This is a genomic window from Streptomyces sp. NPDC026377 (assembly GCF_055567715.1).
On the sequence record NZ_JBVHPV010000001.1, the window covers coordinates 625,828 to 644,370 of the forward strand.

15 protein-coding genes are annotated in these 18,543 nt (G+C 70.2%); 5 read left to right on the top strand and 10 right to left on the bottom strand.

From position 1 onward, the window contains the following. Positions 1 to 114: 114 nt before the first annotated feature. Positions 115 to 1,893 (bottom strand): aspartate--tRNA ligase, encoded by a 1,779-nt coding sequence (gene aspS / locus ACZ4MU_RS02700; RefSeq protein WP_467869984.1) that lies wholly within the window; start codon positions 1,891 to 1,893, stop codon positions 115 to 117. Between the two features lie 107 nt (positions 1,894 to 2,000). Here aspS and ACZ4MU_RS02705 point away from each other — a divergent pair, with 107 nt between their 5' ends. Continuing rightward, entirely contained in the window at positions 2,001 to 4,136 is a 2,136-nt protein-coding gene (locus ACZ4MU_RS02705; protein ID WP_467869986.1) for a SpoIIE family protein phosphatase, read from the top strand. Here ACZ4MU_RS02705 and ACZ4MU_RS02710 read toward each other — a convergent pair. The 3 genes from ACZ4MU_RS02710 to ACZ4MU_RS02720 all read right to left on the bottom strand — a co-directional run bounded on the left by ACZ4MU_RS02710 (position 4,100) and on the right by ACZ4MU_RS02720 (position 7,049). Continuing rightward, positions 4,100 to 5,167 (bottom strand): AI-2E family transporter, encoded by a 1,068-nt coding sequence (locus ACZ4MU_RS02710; protein WP_467869988.1) that lies wholly within the window; start codon positions 5,165 to 5,167, stop codon positions 4,100 to 4,102. The two genes, ACZ4MU_RS02705 and ACZ4MU_RS02710, sit on opposite strands and share 37 nt — an antisense overlap. 302 nt (positions 5,168 to 5,469) lie before the next feature. Then, positions 5,470 to 6,426 (bottom strand): pirin family protein, encoded by a 957-nt coding sequence (locus tag ACZ4MU_RS02715; protein ID WP_467869990.1) that lies wholly within the window; start codon positions 6,424 to 6,426, stop codon positions 5,470 to 5,472. 173 nt (positions 6,427 to 6,599) lie between these two features. Beyond that, entirely contained in the window at positions 6,600 to 7,049 is a 450-nt protein-coding gene (locus ACZ4MU_RS02720; protein WP_358833726.1) for an SseB family protein, read from the bottom strand. Between the two features lie 122 nt (positions 7,050 to 7,171). On the opposite strand from ACZ4MU_RS02720, the gene ACZ4MU_RS02725 reads away from it, so the two are divergent. Both ACZ4MU_RS02725 and ACZ4MU_RS02730 read left to right on the top strand, forming a co-directional pair. Then, complete coding sequence (locus ACZ4MU_RS02725) at positions 7,172 to 9,001, top strand: acyl-CoA dehydrogenase (protein WP_467869992.1); 1,830 nt, start codon at positions 7,172 to 7,174, stop codon at positions 8,999 to 9,001. A gap of 188 nt (positions 9,002 to 9,189) precedes the next feature. Then, a complete protein-coding gene (locus ACZ4MU_RS02730; protein WP_467869994.1) occupies positions 9,190 to 10,479 on the top strand; it encodes a M18 family aminopeptidase in 1,290 nt (429 codons plus the stop codon). A 269-nt stretch (positions 10,480 to 10,748) separates the two neighbouring features. Here ACZ4MU_RS02730 and ACZ4MU_RS02735 read toward each other — a convergent pair whose 3' ends face one another. The 3 genes from ACZ4MU_RS02735 to ACZ4MU_RS02745 form a co-directional block, all read right to left on the bottom strand. Next, on the bottom strand, positions 10,749 to 12,599 hold the full coding sequence (locus ACZ4MU_RS02735) for an NHL domain-containing thioredoxin family protein (protein ID WP_467869996.1): 1,851 nt from the start codon (positions 12,597 to 12,599) through the stop codon (positions 10,749 to 10,751). Positions 12,600 to 12,689: 90 nt separating this feature from the next. Further along, on the bottom strand, positions 12,690 to 13,388 hold the full coding sequence (locus tag ACZ4MU_RS02740; protein ID WP_467869998.1) for a class I SAM-dependent methyltransferase: 699 nt from the start codon (positions 13,386 to 13,388) through the stop codon (positions 12,690 to 12,692). Positions 13,389 to 13,459: 71 nt separating this feature from the next. Further along, complete coding sequence (locus ACZ4MU_RS02745; protein ID WP_467870000.1) at positions 13,460 to 13,918, bottom strand: glycine-rich domain-containing protein; 459 nt, start codon at positions 13,916 to 13,918, stop codon at positions 13,460 to 13,462. Between the two features lie 337 nt (positions 13,919 to 14,255). Between ACZ4MU_RS02745 and ACZ4MU_RS02750 the strand changes: the two genes are divergently transcribed. Further along, positions 14,256 to 15,035 (top strand): helix-turn-helix domain-containing protein, encoded by a 780-nt coding sequence (locus ACZ4MU_RS02750; RefSeq protein ID WP_467870002.1) that lies wholly within the window; start codon positions 14,256 to 14,258, stop codon positions 15,033 to 15,035. A 314-nt stretch (positions 15,036 to 15,349) separates the two neighbouring features. Here the strand turns inward: ACZ4MU_RS02750 and ACZ4MU_RS02755 are convergent, their stop codons facing one another. Next, positions 15,350 to 16,915 (bottom strand): recombinase family protein, encoded by a 1,566-nt coding sequence (locus ACZ4MU_RS02755; RefSeq protein ID WP_467870004.1) that lies wholly within the window; start codon positions 16,913 to 16,915, stop codon positions 15,350 to 15,352. 34 nt (positions 16,916 to 16,949) lie between these two features. Next, a complete protein-coding gene (locus ACZ4MU_RS02760) occupies positions 16,950 to 17,081 on the bottom strand; it encodes a hypothetical protein (protein ID WP_467870666.1) in 132 nt (43 codons plus the stop codon). Positions 17,082 to 17,121: 40 nt separating this feature from the next. On the opposite strand from ACZ4MU_RS02760, the gene ACZ4MU_RS02765 reads away from it, so the two are divergent. Continuing rightward, positions 17,122 to 17,631: an LURP-one-related/scramblase family protein gene (locus ACZ4MU_RS02765; protein WP_467870006.1), complete on the top strand. Its 510-nt coding sequence runs from the start codon at positions 17,122 to 17,124 to the stop codon at positions 17,629 to 17,631. Between the two features lie 76 nt (positions 17,632 to 17,707). Here the strand turns inward: ACZ4MU_RS02765 and ACZ4MU_RS02770 are convergent, their stop codons facing one another. After that, positions 17,708 to 18,487 (bottom strand): carbon-nitrogen family hydrolase, encoded by a 780-nt coding sequence (locus tag ACZ4MU_RS02770; RefSeq protein WP_467870008.1) that lies wholly within the window; start codon positions 18,485 to 18,487, stop codon positions 17,708 to 17,710. Positions 18,488 to 18,543: the final 56 nt, after the last annotated feature.

Genomic DNA, 18,543 nt, shown 5'->3' on the forward strand with positions numbered 1-18,543 from the left:
GGGCGCCCCGGACGCGCCGAAGGGCCCGGATCCGTTGCGGATCCGGGCCCTTCGCCGTACGTCCGCGGCCCGGTGGGGGCCGTCCGTGGCCGAAAGTCAGCGCACTCGCCGCGCCTACTTCTCCGCGGCCTTGGTGGCGACCGGCTTGCGCAGCTGGATGTTGAGCTCGCGCAGCCGCGTCTCGTCCAGCTCGGTGGGCGCGCCCATCATCAGGTCCTGCGCGTTGCCGTTGAGCGGGAAGGCGATGGTCTCGCGGATGTTGGGCTCGTCGGCGAGCAGCATCACGATGCGGTCCACGCCCGGGGCGATGCCGCCGTGCGGCGGGGCGCCGAGGCGGAACGCCTTGAGCATGCCGCCGAACTCGCGCTCCACGGTCTCCCGGTCGTACCCCGCGACCTCGAACGCCTTGAACATGATCTCGGGCTCGTGGTTCCGGATCGCGCCCGAGGACAGCTCGATGCCGTTGCAGACGATGTCGTACTGCCAGCCCAGGACGTCCAGCGGGTCCTGGGTCTCAAGGGCCTCCAGGCCGCCCTGCGGCATCGAGAAGGGGTTGTGGGAGAAGTCGATCCTGCCGGTCTCCTCGTCCTTCTCGTACATCGGGAAGTCGACGATCCAGCAGAACCGGAAGACGCCCTCCTCGAAGTGGCCGGCGCGCTTGGCGGCCTCGACGCGGACCGCGCCCATGATCTTGGAGACCTCGTCGTACTCGCCCGCGCCGAAGAAGACGGCGTGCCCGGCGGCCAGCGACAGGCGCTTGGTCAGCTCGGCGACGTTCTCCTCGGTGAGGAACTTGGCGATCGGGCCGCTGAACGCGCCGTCCTCGCCGACGCGGATCCAGGCCAGACCCTTGGCGCCGTGCTCCACCGCGTACTCACCGAGGCCGTCGAAGAACTTGCGGGACTGCCCCGCGACGTCCGGCACCGGCAGCGCGCGCACGTGCTTGCCCGCGAACGCCTTGAACTCCGAGCCCGCGAAGACGTCGGTGATGTCGACGAGCTCCAGCTTGGCGCGCAGGTCCGGCTTGTCGTTGCCGTACTTCAGCATCGACTCGCGGAACGGGATGCGCGGGAACGGCGAGGTGACGTGGCGTCCGCCGCCGAACTCCTCGAACAGCTCGGTCATGAGCTTCTCGATCGGCTGGAAGACGTCCTCCTGCTCGACGAAGCTCATCTCCACGTCGAGCTGGTAGAACTCGCCCGGCGAGCGGTCCGCGCGCGCGTCCTCGTCGCGGAAGCAGGGCGCGATCTGGAAGTAGCGGTCGAAGCCGGAGATCATCAGCAACTGCTTGAACTGCTGCGGGGCCTGCGGCAGCGCGTAGAACTTGCCGGGGTTCAGCCGGGAGGGGACGACGAAGTCGCGGGCGCCCTCGGGGGAGGTAGCGGCGAGGATCGGGGTCGCCATCTCGTTGAAGCCGAGCGCGGTCATCTTGTGGCGCATCGCCGAGATGACGGCCGAGCGCAGCATGATGTTGCGGTGCATGCGCTCGCGGCGCAGGTCGAGGAAGCGGTACTCCAGGCGCCGCTCCTCGTTGACGCCGTCCTCGGCGTTGATCGTGAACGGCAGCGGGCCGGCCGCGCCGAGCACCTCGACCTCGCCGACCTCGATCTCGATCTCGCCGGTCGGCAGGTCCGCGTTCACGTTCTCCGCGCCGCGCGAGACGACCTTGCCGTCGACGCGGACGACGGTCTCCTTGGAGAGCTTGTCCAGGACCTCCGCGCCGGCCGTGCCGGGGCGCGCGACCAGCTGGGTGATGCCGTAGTGGTCGCGCAGATCGATGAAGAGGATGCCGCCCAGGTCTCGGCGATTGTGCAGCCAGCCGCTCAGCCGGACGTCGGCGCCGACGTCGGAGGCGCGGAGCTCGCCGCAGGTGTGGGACCTGTACCGATGCATTTCTTCATCCAGTTCTTCGCGTGACAGGCGGGAAACAGTCCCTCCAGGTTACCGGCCGGGCCGTACACCTCTCGCCGGTACATATCGGGCTGCCTACAGTGGGGATCATGCGCACCGAGGACGTCCTGGCTGCGATCGCCACCGGGCTGTGGCGCTGGGACAACGCGTCCGGAACGGTCACGCTCGACGCCGAGGCCGCCCGCCTCCTCGGCCTGCCCCCCGAGCGGGTGGCGCTCAGCGAGGCCGCCGTGCGCTCCCGCTTCCACCCGGTCGACTGGAACGAGGTCGACCAGATCGTCGCCCTGGCCGTCGCGGAGGGCACCCTCGCCGAGGCCCGGATGCGGATCATGGACGAGAACGGGCGGGTGCTGCGGACCGTGCGCAGCCGCTCCAAGCCGCTGCGCAAGGAGACCGCCGAGGGCGTGGACTACGTCCTGGTCGGCACCCTCCAGGAGGTGGCCGAGCCGCAGCCCTCCTTCGCCGCGCACACCCCGATCACCGGCGACTGGCGCCGCTCCCGGGAGGCGTTCCTGCTGGACGCGGGCCGGGCGCTGGCCGAGGCCCGCTCCACGGCCGAGGTGCTGCGGGTGGCGGCCTCGCTGTCCATGCCGGGCTTCTCGCCCGACGGCCTCGCCGTCTTCGGGGTCGCCGGGGACCGCCTGTCGATCATCGGCCACCACGGGCACGACCCCGGCGACGACGGCCCCTTCGCGGACATGCCGCTGGACACGGACTACCCGGCGACGGACGTCGTACGGACCGGGCGGGCCATCTACCTCTCCAGCCCCGAGGAGTACCGCCGCCGTTATCCGGCCACCTGGCCGCTGGCCCGGCGCTTCGACCGCCGGTCCTGGGCGTTCCTGCCGCTGATCGTGGCCGGGAAGACCATGGGCACCTGGATGGCGGCGTTCAAGCACGCGGTGGCGTTCACGCCCGACGAGCGGTCGGTGCTGACCACGGTGGCCCGGATGCTCGCCCAGGCGCTGGCCCGCGCGGGCGAGGCCGAGTCCGAGCGCGAGCTCTCCCTCGGCCTCCAGCGCTCGATGATGCCGACGCTGGGCCCCGAGATCCCGGGCATGACGGTCGCCGCGCGCTATGTGCCGACCGGCGGCGGCCTCCAGGTGGGCGGCGACTGGTACGACATGATCCCGCTGCCGTCCGGCCGGTTCGCCCTGGTCATCGGGGACGTCCAGGGCCATGACGTACGGGCCGCGGGGCTGATGGGGCAGCTGCGCATCGCGCTGCGGGCGTACGCGAGCGAGGGCCACCGCCCCGACGCGGTCCTCTCGCGCGCCTCGCGCTTCCTCTACGGGATCACCGAGTCGTACGGGGAGTCCTACGAGGCCGACGACGATCACCCGCGCTTCGCGACCTGCCTCTACATCGAGGTCGACCCCGCCACCGGCACCCTCGACATCGCCCGGGCCGGGCACCCGGACCCCGTCATCCGTACGGCCGAAGGCACGGCGCTGATCCGCCAGACCTCGGGCGGGCTGCCGCTGGGGATCGAGGCGGACTCGGACTACCCGACCACCCGGCTCGTCCTGGAGCCGGGCGAGACGATGATGCTCTGCACGGACGGGCTGATCGAGACCGGCGGCCACGACATGGCCTCGGGCTGGACCCGGCTGCGGCCGGTCCTGGAGGAGGACACCGGGGACGGGCTGGAGAAGCTGGCGGACGCGCTGGTCCAGGCGGTGCACGGCCCTCCCTCGCACCACACGGTGGGTCCGCTGGCCGACCGCCGCGAGGACGACATCGCGGTGCTGCTGCTGTGCCGCAACAGCGACGTGTGCGGCTGCGGCACGGTCCCGGGGCTGCGGACGCCCCCGGCCCGCCGCACGGCCGTGACCGTCGCCCAGACCGAGCCGCACCGGATCGCCGGGGTCCGCCGCCAGCTGCGCGAGCTGCTGCACGACTGGGCCGACGACGAGCAGGTGGACTCGGCCGTCCTGATGGTCTCCGAGATGGTCACCAACGTCCTGGTCCACACCGACGGCGACGCGCTCCTGGTCGCGGAGGCCACCGGCACGCCCGGCGCCCGCTGTCTGCGCGTGGAGGTGGCCGACACCAGCGACGACCTGCCGCACAGGCGCCGCCCCGGCGAGATGGCGTCCAGCGGGCGGGGCCTGGTGCTGATGGAGATGCTGGCGGACCGGTGGGGGGTGGACCCGCGGGGCGAGGGCAAGTCCATCTGGTTCGAGCTCTACGAGGGGCCCGACGGGGCCTCCCCTTCGGCGTAACGCTTCCGGAGCTCGCCGAGGACGCCGAACGCGGCGGCCGCGACGGGCACGGCGAGCAGCATCCCGAGCAGTCCCGCGACGCTCGCCCCGGCCGTGATGGCGATCATGACCATGGCCGGGTGCATCTGCACGGTCCTGCTCTGGATCACCGGCTGGAGGATGTGCCCCTCCAACTGCTGTACGGCCAGGACGACCCCGAGCGTCCACAGCGCGACGGCGAACCCCCGGTCGGCGAGGGCCACCAGGACCGCGACCGCGCCCGAGACGAAGGCGCCCAGGTAGGGAATGTACGCGCCGATGAAGACGAGGGCGCCCAGCCCCACCGCTCCGGGCACGCGCAGGACGAGCAGCCCGACGGTGATGCACAGGGCGTCGATGAGGGCGATGATCGTGGTCCCCCGCATGAACCCCTCGACGGCCTCGAAGGCCCGCCGGGCCATGGCCTCCACGACCGGCCCGGTGCCGCGCGGGGCGAGGGAGTGGGCCAGGTGGACGGCCCGGTCGGAGTCCTTCAGGAAGAAGAAGGTCAGCAGCAGCGACAGCACCCCGGTCGCGATGAGCGAGCCGACGATGCTGAGCCCGGTGAGCAGTCCCGACGCGGCGGTGGCGCCGAACTTGCCGAGCAGCGGCTTGGCGTTGTCGGCGAGGCTGGAGACGCCGTCGCCCCCGGCGATCCCGAAGTGGTCGGCGAGCCACCGTCCGGCCTGCCTCAGCGACTCGACGATCTGGTCCCCGGTGTCGATGAGGGCGCTGACGACGACGTAACCGGCGCCGCCGACCACCGCCACGAGGGCGACACAGGTGAGCCCCGCGGCGAGCGACCGCCTCATCCGCAGCTTGAGCAGCCGCCGGAAGACGGGCCCGAGCAGGGCGGTGCCCAGCAGGGCGAGCAGGACGGGGGTGACGGCGGTCTTGAACACCACACAGAGCCAGACGGCGACGGCGCCGACACCGGTGACGAGCAGCACGACGACACACCACGCGGCGAGGCGGCGGGCGGGCTCGGGCAGGAGGGGTTTTCCATGCTCCACGCCTACACGCCACCACGCCCCGCCCCCACCCGCGCCCGCTGTACACCCGCCCGGGGCCCCTGCGGGCGGCCGGGCGTACTCCGCCCCCGTCCCGACCCCGGGTTCGTCTGCGGGAAGTGGACAGCCGGCCGCGCCCCTCCGGGGGGGACTCCGTCAACCGGGAGACGAAGCTCAGCCCCAGGCTTCCAGGGGCGCGGGGAACTGCGCGGGCAACCCCCACCACCCCGCGGACGAACACCGGCCCCTTCAGGGGCGCGGGGAACGGCGCGACCAGCCCCCACGGCCCCGCAGACGGGGAACCATCACATCCCGTGGACCGCCGGAACCGTCCCCAGCCGCCCCTTCTGGAAGTCCTCGAACGCCTGCTGCAACTCGTCCCGCGTATTCATCACGAACGGCCCGTAATGCGCCATCGGCTCGCGAATGGGCCGGCCGCCCAGCAGCACGACCTCCAGATCCGGCGTGTGGGAGTCCTGCCGCTCGTCCGCCCGCACGGTCAGCGACCCCCCGTCCCCGAAGACGGCCGTCTGCCCCATCCGCACGGGCCGCCGCCCCGCCCCCACCGACCCCCGCCCGGCCAGCACGTACGCCAGCCCGTTGAAGTCCGGCCGCCACGGCAGCGTGACCTCCGCGCCGGGCCGGACCGTCGCGTGGATCATCGTGATCGGGGTGTGCGTGATCCCCGGCCCCTCGTGGCCGTCCAGCTCCCCCGCGATCACCCGCAGCAGCGCACCCCCGTCCGGCGAGGTCAGCAGCTGGACCTGGCCGCCCCGGATGTCCTGGTAGCGCGGGTCCATCATCTTGTCGGCGGCGGGCAGGTTCACCCACAGCTGGAGGCCGTGGAAGAGGCCGCCCGAGGTGACCAGCGACTCCGGCGGCGCCTCGATGTGGAGCAGGCCGGACCCGGCCGTCATCCACTGGGTGTCACCGTTCATGATCGTGCCGCCGCCACCGTTGCTGTCCTGGTGCACGAAGGTGCCGTCGATCAGATACGTCACCGTCTCGAAGCCCCGGTGCGGGTGCCAGGGCGTGCCCTTGGGCTCGCCGGGCGCGTACTCCACCTCACCCATCTGGTCCATCATGATGAACGGGTCCAGGTACTGGTAGTTGATCCCGGCGAACGCGCGCCGCACCGGGAACCCCTCCCCCTCGAAGCCGGCCGGCGCCGTGCTCACGGCGAGCACGGGACGCGGCACCGCACCCTGCGGCGCGGCCACGCGCGGCAGGGTGAGCGGGTTTTCGACGGTCACAGCAGGCATGGTGCCCTCCTCGGGGGATGCTCAGCATCCAAAGTAGTTGAATGGTGAACAGTCGGCAAGGCGTGCCGATTCCCGAGGGGTCTCACAGAGGGGTCCGGGGGCACCCACCCCCGTGAAAAGACGGCCGAAAACGCCTTAGCCGCACCCCGGACGCACGACGCGCCCCGGCCGCCTCAGCCGTACATCCGCCGCATGGCGAAGTCCACCATCTGCTCGACCGCCTTCGCGTCGAACACCATCCGGTGGTCCCCCTCCATGTCGAGGACGAAGCCGTACCCGGTCGGCAGCAGGTCGATCACCTCGGCACCGGTGATCACGAAGTACTTGGACTCCTTGCCCGCGTACCGGCGCAGCTCCTTGAGCGAGGTGAACATCGGGATGACCGGCTGCTGCGTGTTGTGCAGCGCCAGGAACCCGGGGTTGTCGCCGCGCGGGCAGTACACCTTCGAGCCCGCGAAGATCTGCTGGAAGTCCTCCGCCGAGAGCGAGCCCGTGGTGAACGCCCGCACCGCGTCCGCGAGCGAGGGCGGCGACGGCTCGGGGTACAGCGGCTGCTCCCCGTAGGAGGGCTGCGGCTGGGAGTACTGCGCCTGAGCACCCTGGTTCTGGTCGTAGCCGTACATGGGCGCAAGAGTAGTGCGCCACATATGGGCCCAGAGGGGTTGCGTCTTATTACCGACGGGTAGCATCATCGTAGCTACTTGCTGGTAGAGATGTAACCGATCTGCTTACGGAGTCCGTCGCCATGGGGCACTACAAGTCGAATCTCCGCGACATCGAGTTCAACCTCTTCGAGGTCCTCGGACGCGACAAGCTGTACGGCACCGGCCCGTTCGCCGAGATGGACGTCGACACCGCCAAGACCATCCTCGACGAGATCGCGCGTCTCGCCGAGAACGAGCTGGCCGACTCCTTCGCGGACGCCGACCGCAACCCGCCGGTGTTCGACCCGGAGACCAACACCGCGCCCGTCCCGGCGTCCTTCAAGAAGTCCTACAAGGCCTTCATGGACAGCGAGTACTGGCGCCTGGGCCTGCCGGAGGAGATCGGCGGAACCGTTTCCCCGCGCTCCCTCATCTGGGCCTACGCGGAGCTGCTCCTCGGCGCGAACCCGGCCGTCTGGATGTACTCCTCGGGTCCCGCCTTCGCGGGCATCCTCTTCGAGGAGGGCAACGAGGTCCAGAAGAAGATCGCGCAGATCGCCGTCGAGAAGCGCTGGGGCTCCACCATGGTCCTCACCGAGCCGGACGCCGGCTCGGACGTGGGCGCCGGCCGCACCAAGGCCGTCGAGCAGCCCGACGGCTCGTGGCACATCGAGGGCGTGAAGCGCTTCATCACCTCCGGTGAGCACGACATGGAGGAGAACATCCTCCACTACGTCCTCGCCCGCCCCGAGGGCCACGGCCCCGGCACCAAGGGCCTCTCCCTCTTCCTGGTCCCGAAGTTCCACTTCGACTTCGAGACCGGCGAACTGGGCGAGCGCAACGGCGTGTACGCGACGAACGTCGAGCACAAGATGGGCCTCAAGGCGTCCAACACGTGCGAGATGACCTTCGGCGACAAGCACCCCGCCAAGGGCTGGCTGATCGGCGACAAGCACGACGGCATCCGCCAGATGTTCATGATCATCGAGTTCGCCCGCATGATGGTCGGCACGAAGGCCATCGCCACGCTCTCCACGGGCTACCTCAACGCGCTGGAGTACGCCAAGGAGCGCGTCCAGGGCAGCGACCTCTCGCAGTTCATGGACAAGACCGCGCCCAAGGTGACGATCACCCACCACCCGGACGTGCGCCGCTCCCTGATGACGCAGAAGGCGTACGCCGAGGGCATGCGCTCCCTCGTCCTCTACACCGCCGCCGTCCAGGACGCGATCCAGGTCAAGGAGGCCGCGGGCGAGGACGCGAAGGCGCTCGTCGGCCTCAACGACCTCCTCCTGCCCATCGTGAAGGGCTACGGCTCGGAGAAGTCGTACGAGAAGCTCTCGCACGAGTCGCTCCAGACCTTCGGCGGCTCCGGGTACCTCCAGGAGTACCCGATCGAGCAGTACATCCGCGACGCCAAGATCGACGCCCTCTACGAGGGCACCACGGCGATCCAGGGCCAGGACTTCTTCTTCCGGAAGATCGTCCGCGACCAGGGCGCCTCGCTCAACCTCCTCTCCGAGGAGATCAAGAAGTTCCTCGCCGAGCAGTCGGGCCACGAGGAGCTGGGCGGCGCGCTGGACTCGCTGGCCAAGGCCGCGGTGGACCTGGAGGCGATCGTCGGCACGATGATCACCGACCTGACCGCCACCGGTGAGGACGTCAAGAACATCTACAAGGTGGGCCTCAACACCACCCGCCTGCTGATGGCCTCCGGTGACGTCGTCGTCGGCTACCTGCTCCTCAAGAGCGCGGCCGTCGCCGCCGAGAAGCTGCCCACGGCCTCCGCCAAGGATGTCGCCTTCTACACCGGCAAGATCGCCGCCGCGAAGTTCTTCGCCGCGAACGTCCTGCCGGGCGTCGGCACCGCCCGGGCGCTGGCCGAGGCCGTCGACAACTCCCTGATGGAGCTGGACGAGGCGGCGTTCTAGCCGACGCTCCCGCTCGTCCACGAGCCTCCGGCGGCCTCCTTCCAGGCCGCCGGACCAAGGGCCCGCTTCCCGCCAGGGGAGCGGGCCCTTGTCAGTCGGTTCCCGCCCGGGGAGCGGGCCCTGGCCCGGCGGTCTCCGCCCGGGGAGCGGGACCTGGCCTGTCGGACCCCCTCGTTAAGGTTGAACGCATGAGCACACCCTCCCGCTTCGACCGCGGACACACCGACGACCTGATGTCCTTCCTCGCGGCGAGCCCGTCGCCGTACCACGCGGTGGCGAACGCGGCCGCGCGGCTGGAGAAGGCCGGCTTCCAGCAGGTGCGGGAGACGGACGCGTGGGAGGCGTCGGCGGGCGGGAAGTTCGTGCTGCGCGGCGGTGCGATCATCGCGTGGTTCGTGCCGGAGGGCGCGGCGGCGCACACCCCGTTCCGGATCGTCGGCGCGCACACCGACTCGCCGAACCTGCGGGTCAAGCCGCTGCCGGACGCCGGGGCGTTCGGCTGGCGCCAGGTCGCGGTCGAGGTCTACGGCGGGACGCTCCTGAACACCTGGCTCGACCGCGACCTGGGCCTCGCGGGCCGCCTCACCCTGCGCGACGGCTCGCACGTCCTGGTCAACGTCGACCGCGCGCTGCTGCGCGTCCCGCAGCTGGCCATCCACCTGGACCGGTCGGCCAACGACGGGCTCAAGCTGGACCGCCAGAAGCACCTCCAGCCGATCTGGGGCCTCGGGGACGTCGCCGAGGGCGACCTGATCCGCTTCCTGGAGGAGGAGGCGGGCCTGGCCGAGGGCGAGGTCACGGGCTGGGACCTGATGGTCCACTCGATCGAACCCCCCTCCTACCTGGGCCGCGACGAGGAGCTGCTGGCGGGCCCGAGGATGGACAACCTCATCTCCGTGCACGCGGGCACGGCGGCGCTGGCGGCGGCCTCCACGGAGGCGGACCTCCCCTACATCCCGGTCCTGGCCGCCTTCGACCACGAGGAGAACGGCTCCCAGGCCGACACCGGCGCGGACGGCCCCCTGCTCGGGACGGTCCTGGAACGCTCGGTGTTCGCCCGCGGCGGTACGTACGAGGACAAGGCGCGGGCCTTCGCGGGCACGGTCTGCCTCTCCTCCGACACAGGCCACGCGATCCACCCCAACTACGCGGAACGCCACGACCCCACCCACCACCCGCGCGCCAACGGCGGCCCGATCCTGAAGGTCAACGTCAACCAGCGGTACGCGACGGACGGCTCGGGCCGCGCGGTCTTCGCGGCGGCGTGCGAGCGGGCCGGGGTGCCGTGGCAGCACTTCGTCTCCAACAACGCGATGCCGTGCGGCACGACGATCGGCCCGATCACGGCGGCGCGCCACGGCATCCAGACGGTGGACATCGGGGTGGCGATCCTGTCGATGCACAGCGCCCGCGAACTGTGCGGGGCGGACGACCCGTACCTGCTGGCGAACGCGCTGCACGCGTTCTTGCAGGGCTAGCCGCCAAAGGCGGCGAAGGTGTTTGTCTGCGGGCCGGTGCTGGGTTGCTCGCGCAGTTCCCCGCGCCCCCGAGGGGGCTGTGGCTCAGCTTGGTTCTTCGGCTGTCGGGGATGGGGGGCGCGGGGAACCGCGCGGCCGGCTCCCACCCGCCCGCAGACGAACACAGGGGGCAGGGGCCGCGGGCCAGGCAACAGGGCCGGGGCCCGGGGCCGAGACCCGGCGGGGCCCCCACCCCACCCCGAAGGGTTTGGGGAAGGGGCGGGGAGGGGCTACCCGTCCAGCCCGGCCAGCACCAACGGCAATCGGGTCGCCCCGCCCGCGGTGAGACGCACAGGCACCCCCCAGTCCTGCTGATGCACATGACACGCCGGATACTCGTTCGCCGGATCGTCGTCGCACGACGCCGCCATCGCGGAGACGTGCAGGACGCCCTCCGCCACCTCCGCGTTCAGCGAAAGCGACCGCGACAGCTCCGTCCCCGTCCCCTCCCCGGACACCAGCAGCTCCGCCGGCGTGGAGGAGACGATCAGACGCGTCGACGGACCGTAACGGGTGTCCAGCTTCTGACCCGCGGGCGCCTGGAAGACCACGTCCAGCTGGAACGGCCCCGGCGCGACCTCGGTCGCCTCCCGCCGCGTACGGTGCGCCACCGCGTCCACCCGTACCGCCTCCTCCGGCAGCCGCAGCCGCGTCAGCCGGTGCCGCGCCGACTCCACCACCACGATGTCGTCCCCGACGAGCACCGCGTCGCTGGGCTCGCGCAGATCCGTGGCCAGCGTCGTGACCTCGCCCGAGGCCGGGTCGTACCGGCGCAGCGCGTGGTTGTACGTGTCGGACACCGCCACCGACCCGTCCGGCAGCGCCGTCACCCCCAGCGGATGCTGGAGCAGCGCCTGCCCCGCCTCCCCGTCCCGGTGCCCGAAGTCGAACAGCCCGGTCCCGACGGCCGTCCCCACGACGTACCCGGAAGCGGACCCGGAACCGGAAGCGGACCCGGAATCCGAGCGCTCCACGTACCGCAGCGCCGAGTTCTCCGCGTCCGCGACCCACAGCCGCTCCTCGGTGGCCGCGAGGCCGGACGGCTGCGCGAACCACGCCTCGGCGGCCGGTCCGTCCACCAGGCCCTCCTGCGTCGTCCCGGCCGCGACCTCGACGGTCCCGCTCTCCGGGTCGTACGTCCACAGCTGGTGCACCCCGGCCATGGCGATCCACACCCGGCCCTGCCACCAGGCGACGTCCCACGGCGAGGAGAGGTCGACCTCCAGGGCCGGCCCGGACGTGGGCGAGCCCTGCCACCACTGCCTGCCGGTGCCCGCGACCCGCTGCACGGTCCCGCTCTCCGGGTCGAAGACCCGCAGCGCGTGGTTGACGGTGTCCGCGACGACCACCCGCCCGTCCGGCAGCAGGGCGAGCCCCTGCGGCTCCTTGAACGCGCCGCCGCCGATCCGCCGCACGACGCTCTCGCCGTCCGGCTCCAGCTCGACCAGCTCGTGCCGGGTGGAGTCCGAGACCAGGAAGTTCCCGCTGCCGGGCAGCACGACCGCCTTGCCCGGGAAGCGCAGATCGCTCGCCACCGGCTCCGGCGGCACATACGGCCCGTCCCCGCGCCGCAGCGTCCCCTTGGCCCCGTGCTCGGCCTCCAGCTCCTCCACCAGCTTCGCGATGGCGTGGGCATGGCCCTCACCCGCGTGCTGGGCGACGATGTACCCCTCGGGGTCGATCACGACGAGCGTGGGCCAGGCCCGTACCGCGTACTGCTTCCAGGTCGCGAGCTCCGGGTCGTCCAGGACCGGGTGGTGCACCTGGTAGCGCTCCACGGCGTCCACCACGGCCCGGTGCTCGGCCTCGTGCGCGAACTTCGGCGAGTGCACCCCGACGATCACCACGGTGTCCCGGTGCTTCTCCTCCAGCTCCCGCAGCTCGTCGAGGACGTGCAGACAGTTGATGCAGCAGAAGGTCCAGAAATCGAGGATCAATGTGCGACCTCGGAAGTCGGCGAGCTTCAGGTCCTTCCCGCCGGTGTTGATCCAACCGCCCTTGCCGATCAGCTCGGGGGCACGGACACGGGCACGCTTGCGGGGTGCGGGCGCGGGGGTGGGCGCCGGGGCAGCATCGTTCATCCTTCAAGCTTGCCATTGGCCCATGAACACCGGATCACGACCGTACGACGCCGTTGCCCTGCGCAGCTACGGGATCCGCTCCACCACGGACTAGCCTCCTTGGACGCCCCGGACGAACAGGGTTCCTGTACGCCGACTCCCGGCGGGTGGGGCAAGCACGGACGCTGACACGTCCACGAAGCCGTGTTCCTTGAGAATCAGCGCCCACACATCGGGTTCGTAGTCCCACCGCTTGACGACAGCGGGGTCTTCTTCGGGCCCGCGCGGGATGTATGACGCCTGGCAGCCGTAGCACCCTTCAACCGGGGGACGCTGGGAGAAGGCGAAGACGCCACCCGGCTTGAGGTTCGCGTGAACCATCGGCAGCAGAAGACCGGGGTCGGTGAACCAGGCAGCGCCGAACACGCTGTAGACCGCATCGAAGATCCTGAACGCGTCTCCGAGATAGGTGAGCGCGTCGGCCTGGTGGAGTTCCATCCCGTCCACGCCCGGCCACCGCTCGCGTGCCTTGTCGAGCTGCTTGGCGGAGAGGTCGATCCCGACGGACTTCATGCCGAGCGTTGCGAGATGAGCGGCGTTCCCTCCAGACCCGCACCCGAGATCGAGCACGCGGTCTCCCGGGTTGAGGTTGAGCACGTCGGCCCTGGGGCCGTGGTCCGGGTACTGGGTCCAGTTGAACCATGTGGTCTCGCCCTTGGCGTTGGTCTTCCGCCGCTGGGGCTTGCTCTGCGAGTAGGCGTCCCATGCGGTGCTGCGAGCGTCAGTCACTATCTGTCCGTTCTCGTTCACGGCGACAGCCGCCCGGCACGATACCGGGCGGCTGAAGCTCTCGTGGATCAGTCGCTCCGCTTGAGTCGGAGCTATTTGGCAACGGGGCTGTCGGAGCAGCCCGCGTAGCTCTGGGTGCAGTCGGCTGCGCCGTTGATCGGCCAGAACTCCGGGTCCACGTCGAAGCCGGCCGATCGGATCACCTCGGCCGTCCGACGCATCGCGGCCCGGCCCTCGGCGGGGTCGTGGCCGTTGTTGCGGTCGGGGACGTGGTGGATGAATCCGCCGCCGAGCGCGTCGCAGACCCTGGCGTAGTCCTTGGTGTGGAGCACGAGTGCGTGCCAGAAGAGGTCCACGCGAAGGCTGGGCGTGGCCCTCTCCGTGGTGTTCGCGGCGACGGCGAGGAAGGCCGCCACCTGGTTGACGCCGCGCTGGCCCTGGTCGTCGGTCATCTCCGACCAGGAGTCCTCGCGGACCATGGTGATGAGGTCGGCCCTCAGCTCCGGGGTGATGAGGTCGTACACGGTCTTCGTCGTGTCGGTGATCGTCACGTCTGTGCCTTCCTGGTCTGTGAGGAACATCGGGGGCACTTGCAAGGGGGCCAGGCGGCGGAGGCCATGGGGGTCAACGGCTTCTCGGCTCTGCTGCTGGGGTAGATCACCTCAGAGCCGAACGTCTGGCCGGAGTCGCGAGACACCCGCACGGTCATGGTCATCGTCGGCCTTCCGCTTGCCCGGTCCGGTTGGTGAAGCGATGTTCCCGCCGCCGGTCGGTCGGAACGACGACGCTTCGGGCGTCGCCTGGGCGTCACTCAGTGGGGTGTCAATGACGCCCTCCAGGGCGTCAAACCGGTGTCAGTGCATGGCTGTTCGGCCTAGCTTTGACGTCATGACGACGACCGCCGTGGTGCCGAATGATGTGCTGCGGGCCGTGCGTATCGGCCTGCGCTTAAGCCAAGACGACTTCGCCAAGGCGCTCCGCCGGGCAGGTGCGGAACTGGGGGAGCCGAACGAGGCTTCCAAGCGGCTGGTGCAGCGCTGGGAGTCCGGCACGAGCAAGACGCCTCGGGGCGTGTACGCCAGGGCCTTAGAACGGGTCACTGGGCGTCCGGTCGAGGCACTGGGGTTCGCCCTGCCGGTGCCGACGGCACGAGTCCACGCAGACGGGAAGGGAGGGCATGACATGGAGACCGGCACAACCGGTGTCGCGTCTGCCTCTGTAGGCGCGCAGCCCACCGCGCAGACGGGTGAGGAGACGTTTTCGGGAGTGTGGCTCAGCCGCTACGAGTTCTTCTCTTCGAGCCGGGGCGACTCGCACGAGGGCAAGCACTACGTAGTGATCGTCCAGCACGGGAACCGGCTGACCGTTCAGAGTCTGCCCGGGGCGGGCAGCAACCCGGACAGCCCGCTCACGCTGGATCTCACTGTCGATCGCAACGTGGTCACGGGTACGTGGGTCGAGCAGACTGCCGCAGACGGCTACTACAACGGGGCCCGCTACCACGGGGCCATCCAACTCCTGGTCGAGCCGACCGGACGGCGCATGGCCGGAAAGTGGGTCGGCTTCGGCAAGGACTTCGACGTGAATACCGGCCCCTGGGAACTGCGGCTGGTGGACCGGTCCACGAGCAAGGCGACGCTGGAGAGGTACAGCCAGCCGCCGGAGTGACATCCGACGGGGCACCTGATGGGGCGAAGACCCCACGGGGTGGGGCCTTCCGCGGGCTTTGCAGGGCGTTAACCGTGCCGATCTCGCGCCTTCGGCGGTCGATATGCGCTGGTCAGAGGCCACGATGGGCCCGAAAATCGGGTCACACCCAGCGTGCGCGTTCCGAGGCTGCGGCCGGGGTCGGGATGGTGACCACAGCGCAACTTCGCGCCGACCCTCGGGCCGCCCCAGTGACGAAGTGACGGAATGACGTTTAGTTCTATTCCATCCATAGAGACTCAGAACATCTCTAAAAAGGTAGTGGACTTCGACCGTCATTCCGTCACTTCGTCACCCGCCGACTCCGCCCCAGCACCGTCTCTCGTCGCCCAGACGATCCGGCAGCGCTCGTCACCGTCGAACCTCACGCCCACCCTGCCTCGCCGGACTTCCACTCGATCGATTGCGAGGCCAAGGCGTCCACGTCTTCCGGCCGCATCATCGGCTTCCCAAGCTTCACGAAGCAGACCCGCATCCAGGAGAGGAGAGATGTCCACGGAAGGAGTCGGCATCCGCAGTAGATCTGCGCGCAGTCCCTCAATCCGGGTACGAAGTCGTCCTGCGAGCCGGTTGTACCGGTCGATCGCGTCTGCGCCGGTGAACTCGCCGCGGACGTACCTGGCCTCCTCCAGGTCCGCCAGGCGGGCCCCCTCGTCCGCGATCTCCGCCTCGATCGCGTCCCTCTTCGCGAAGACCTCCGGGTCCTCCCTCTGCACCCAGCGGTCGGCGATCACTGCAAGCAGCGGGTCCTGGGGCTCCAGGGATGGCAGGCGGGAGAGAAACGCCCGGGTCACGTAGTCGTCGATACTCTCCACCCGAGCCGATACGCCGGAGCACCCTCGCCCCATCCGGTGGCTGGAGCACTGGTACGACGTGCCGGCCTTGCTCATCCGGGCCCCACAGAGCCCACAACGCGCTATCCCGGTGAGCAGCGACTTTCCCTGCTTGTGACCGTGACGCTTCCCCGCCAGAGGAAACGTGCGTGCTTCGAGCTGGCGGAGGATGAGCTCACGCTCCCCGACCGTGATGATGCCCTCGCCGATACTCACGGTTTCGAGCGTCTCGGGGTCCCGGTAAGGAGAGACCCGGTTCATGTACCTGCGTGTCCCATCCGGCTGCTCCTCGAACTCGGTCTGCGGCATGAGACCGGCGAAGGCCGGTGAGCGAAGGAGTTGCATGACGCTGGACGAGTTCCACTCGCCGCCACGGGCGGACTCCACCCCGTGCTCGTTCAGCAGCCGGGCGATGTGGACGAGGGCCTTCCCGGACAGCGCCTCGTCGGCGATCAGGCGGGCGTAGACGGCGGTCTCGGGGTCGTGGACGAGCTTCTTCGCCTCCGGGTCCACCAGCAGCCCGTAAGGCGGCTGTCCGCCGATCCACTGGCCCCGCTGCCGTAGGTACCGCTTGGCGTTGCCGACGCGCATCCCAAGGTTGCGCGACTCGTTGCGCGCCAGTTCCGCCAGCATCGCGATGGTGACCCGGGCGCTGTCGTTCCTCGTGTCGAGGCCGTCCATGACGGAGACCAGCCGTCCGCCGACCCGTCCTATGTCGTCCAGCGCCTTGCCGACCTCGCCGATGCCCTTGCGGGACAGGCGGTCGAGCTTCCAGACGATCAGAACGCCCACGACGCCGGCCGTGGCTGCTGTGATCGCCGCATCGAACCCCTTGCGGCTGACGTTCTTGTAGCCGGAACGTCCACGGTCGATGTGGACCTTGCGGACGGTCAGTCCGTTGCGCTCCGCCCATGCGCGGCAGTCGGCTTCCTGGCGGTCGATCGCGGTCTTGCCCTCCCGGTCCAGGGAAAGGCGCAAGTACAGGTCGGCAGTGGTGTGTTGGTGCACGTACCCCACGCTAGCGAGGAGTGCTCACATTGGTTCAGGAAATCCAGAAATCGAGGATGACGATCCTCCCCCGCAGATCGGCGAGGGTGTACTCCTGATCACCGGTGTTCAGCCAGCCGCCCTTGCCGATCAGCTCGGGGGCCCGAACGCGTGCACGTGTAGCCATACCCCCATCCAACCCCAAAAGCAGGGGTACGCATTCCGCCATGAAATATCTGGTGCGCGACAAGATCTTCGCGATCGGGGACGACTACTGGATCGAGACCGAGGACGGCCGGCAGGCGTTCCTCGTCGACGGCAAGGCGCTGCGGCTGCGGGAGACCCTGGAGCTGAAGGATCCGGGCGGCCGGGTCCTGGTGACGCTGCGGAAGAAGATGTTCGCCCTGCGGGACGCGATGACGATCGAGCGGGACGATCGGCCGCTCGCCACCGTCCGCCGCAAACGGCTCTCGCTCCTGCGCAACCACTACCGCGTCAGCCTGGTCGAGGGCACCGAGCTCGACGTCTCGGGCAGGATCTTCGACCGCGAGTTCACCGTCGAGTACGAGGGTGAACTGCTCGCGCACGTCTCGCGCCGCTGGTTCCACGTCCACGAGACGTACGCGGTGAACGTCGTCCGCGAGGACGCCGACGCCGCCCTGCTCATCGCCGTGGTGGTGTGCGTGATCCGGATGGACGAGCGGGAGCGGGAGCACGACGGGGACGACGGTGACTGAGGCAGCGCCCCGGGACTGTGGCCGAGACAGCGGGCCGGGACGGTGACTGGGCCGGCGGGTCGGGCCGGCGGGCCGCTCAGCGCAGTCTGCGGTCCTTCAGTGCCGGGAACTGCTCCCGGGTCGACGCCACCTTCTCCGGGTCCAGCTCCACCGTGAGGACCTCCTCGCCGTCGCCCGCCTCTCCCAGGACCTCGCCCCAGGGGTCGACCACGATGCTGTGGCCCGCCTGCGGGACGCCCGCGTGGGTGCCGCCGGTGCCGCAGGCCAGGACGTACGCCTGGTTCTCGACCGCGCGCGCCCGGGCGAGCAGCGTCCAGTGCGCCAGGCGCCGGGCGGGCCAGCCCGCCGGGACGACGAAGGTCTGCGCGCCCGCGTCCACCAGGCCCCGGAACAGCTCGGGGAAGCGCAGGTCGTAGCAGGTCGCCAGGCCCAGGGTGGTCTCCGGGAGCGCGACCGTCACCAGGTCCTCGCCCGCGCTCATCAGGACCGCCTCGCCCTGGTCGAAGCCGAAGCGGTGGATCTTGCGGTAGCGGGCGGCCAGTTCGCCCTCGGGGGAGAAGACCAGGGAGGTGTTGTAGAGGCCGCCGTCCTCGCCGCGTTCGGGGACGGAGCCCGCGTGCAGCCAGACGCCCGCGTCCCGCGCGGCCGCTGACATGGCCTCATGCGTCGGCCCGTCAGCCGCCTTCTCCGCCTCGGCCGCGAAGCTCTCGTACGCGAACGCCCCCACCGTCCACAGCTCGGGCAGGACGACGAGGTCGCTGCCCGACTGCTCCCGTACCAGCGACGCCGCTCGCAGCCTGCGGGAATCCACCGATTCCTGGGGGTCTACACCGAATTGGATGAGGGAGGCGCGCACACTACCACCGTCCTGGCATTCGAGTTGTCAACACGGGCCTACGATCGTCACACGAA

Coding starts and splice junctions, on each gene's coding strand:
- aspS (WP_467869984.1), bottom strand. CDS start 1,893: ATGCATCGGTACAGGTCCCACACCTGCGGCGAGCTCCGCGCCTCCGAC.
- ACZ4MU_RS02705 (WP_467869986.1), top strand. CDS start 2,001: ATGCGCACCGAGGACGTCCTGGCTGCGATCGCCACCGGGCTGTGGCGC.
- ACZ4MU_RS02715 (WP_467869990.1), bottom strand. CDS start 6,426: ATGCCTGCTGTGACCGTCGAAAACCCGCTCACCCTGCCGCGCGTGGCC.
- ACZ4MU_RS02720 (WP_358833726.1), bottom strand. CDS start 7,049: ATGTACGGCTACGACCAGAACCAGGGTGCTCAGGCGCAGTACTCCCAG.
- ACZ4MU_RS02725 (WP_467869992.1), top strand. CDS start 7,172: ATGGGGCACTACAAGTCGAATCTCCGCGACATCGAGTTCAACCTCTTC.
- ACZ4MU_RS02730 (WP_467869994.1), top strand. CDS start 9,190: ATGAGCACACCCTCCCGCTTCGACCGCGGACACACCGACGACCTGATG.
- ACZ4MU_RS02735 (WP_467869996.1), bottom strand. CDS start 12,599: ATGAACGATGCTGCCCCGGCGCCCACCCCCGCGCCCGCACCCCGCAAG.
- ACZ4MU_RS02750 (WP_467870002.1), top strand. CDS start 14,256: ATGACGACGACCGCCGTGGTGCCGAATGATGTGCTGCGGGCCGTGCGT.
- ACZ4MU_RS02760 (WP_467870666.1), bottom strand. CDS start 17,081: ATGGCTACACGTGCACGCGTTCGGGCCCCCGAGCTGATCGGCAAGGGC.
- ACZ4MU_RS02765 (WP_467870006.1), top strand. CDS start 17,122: ATGAAATATCTGGTGCGCGACAAGATCTTCGCGATCGGGGACGACTAC.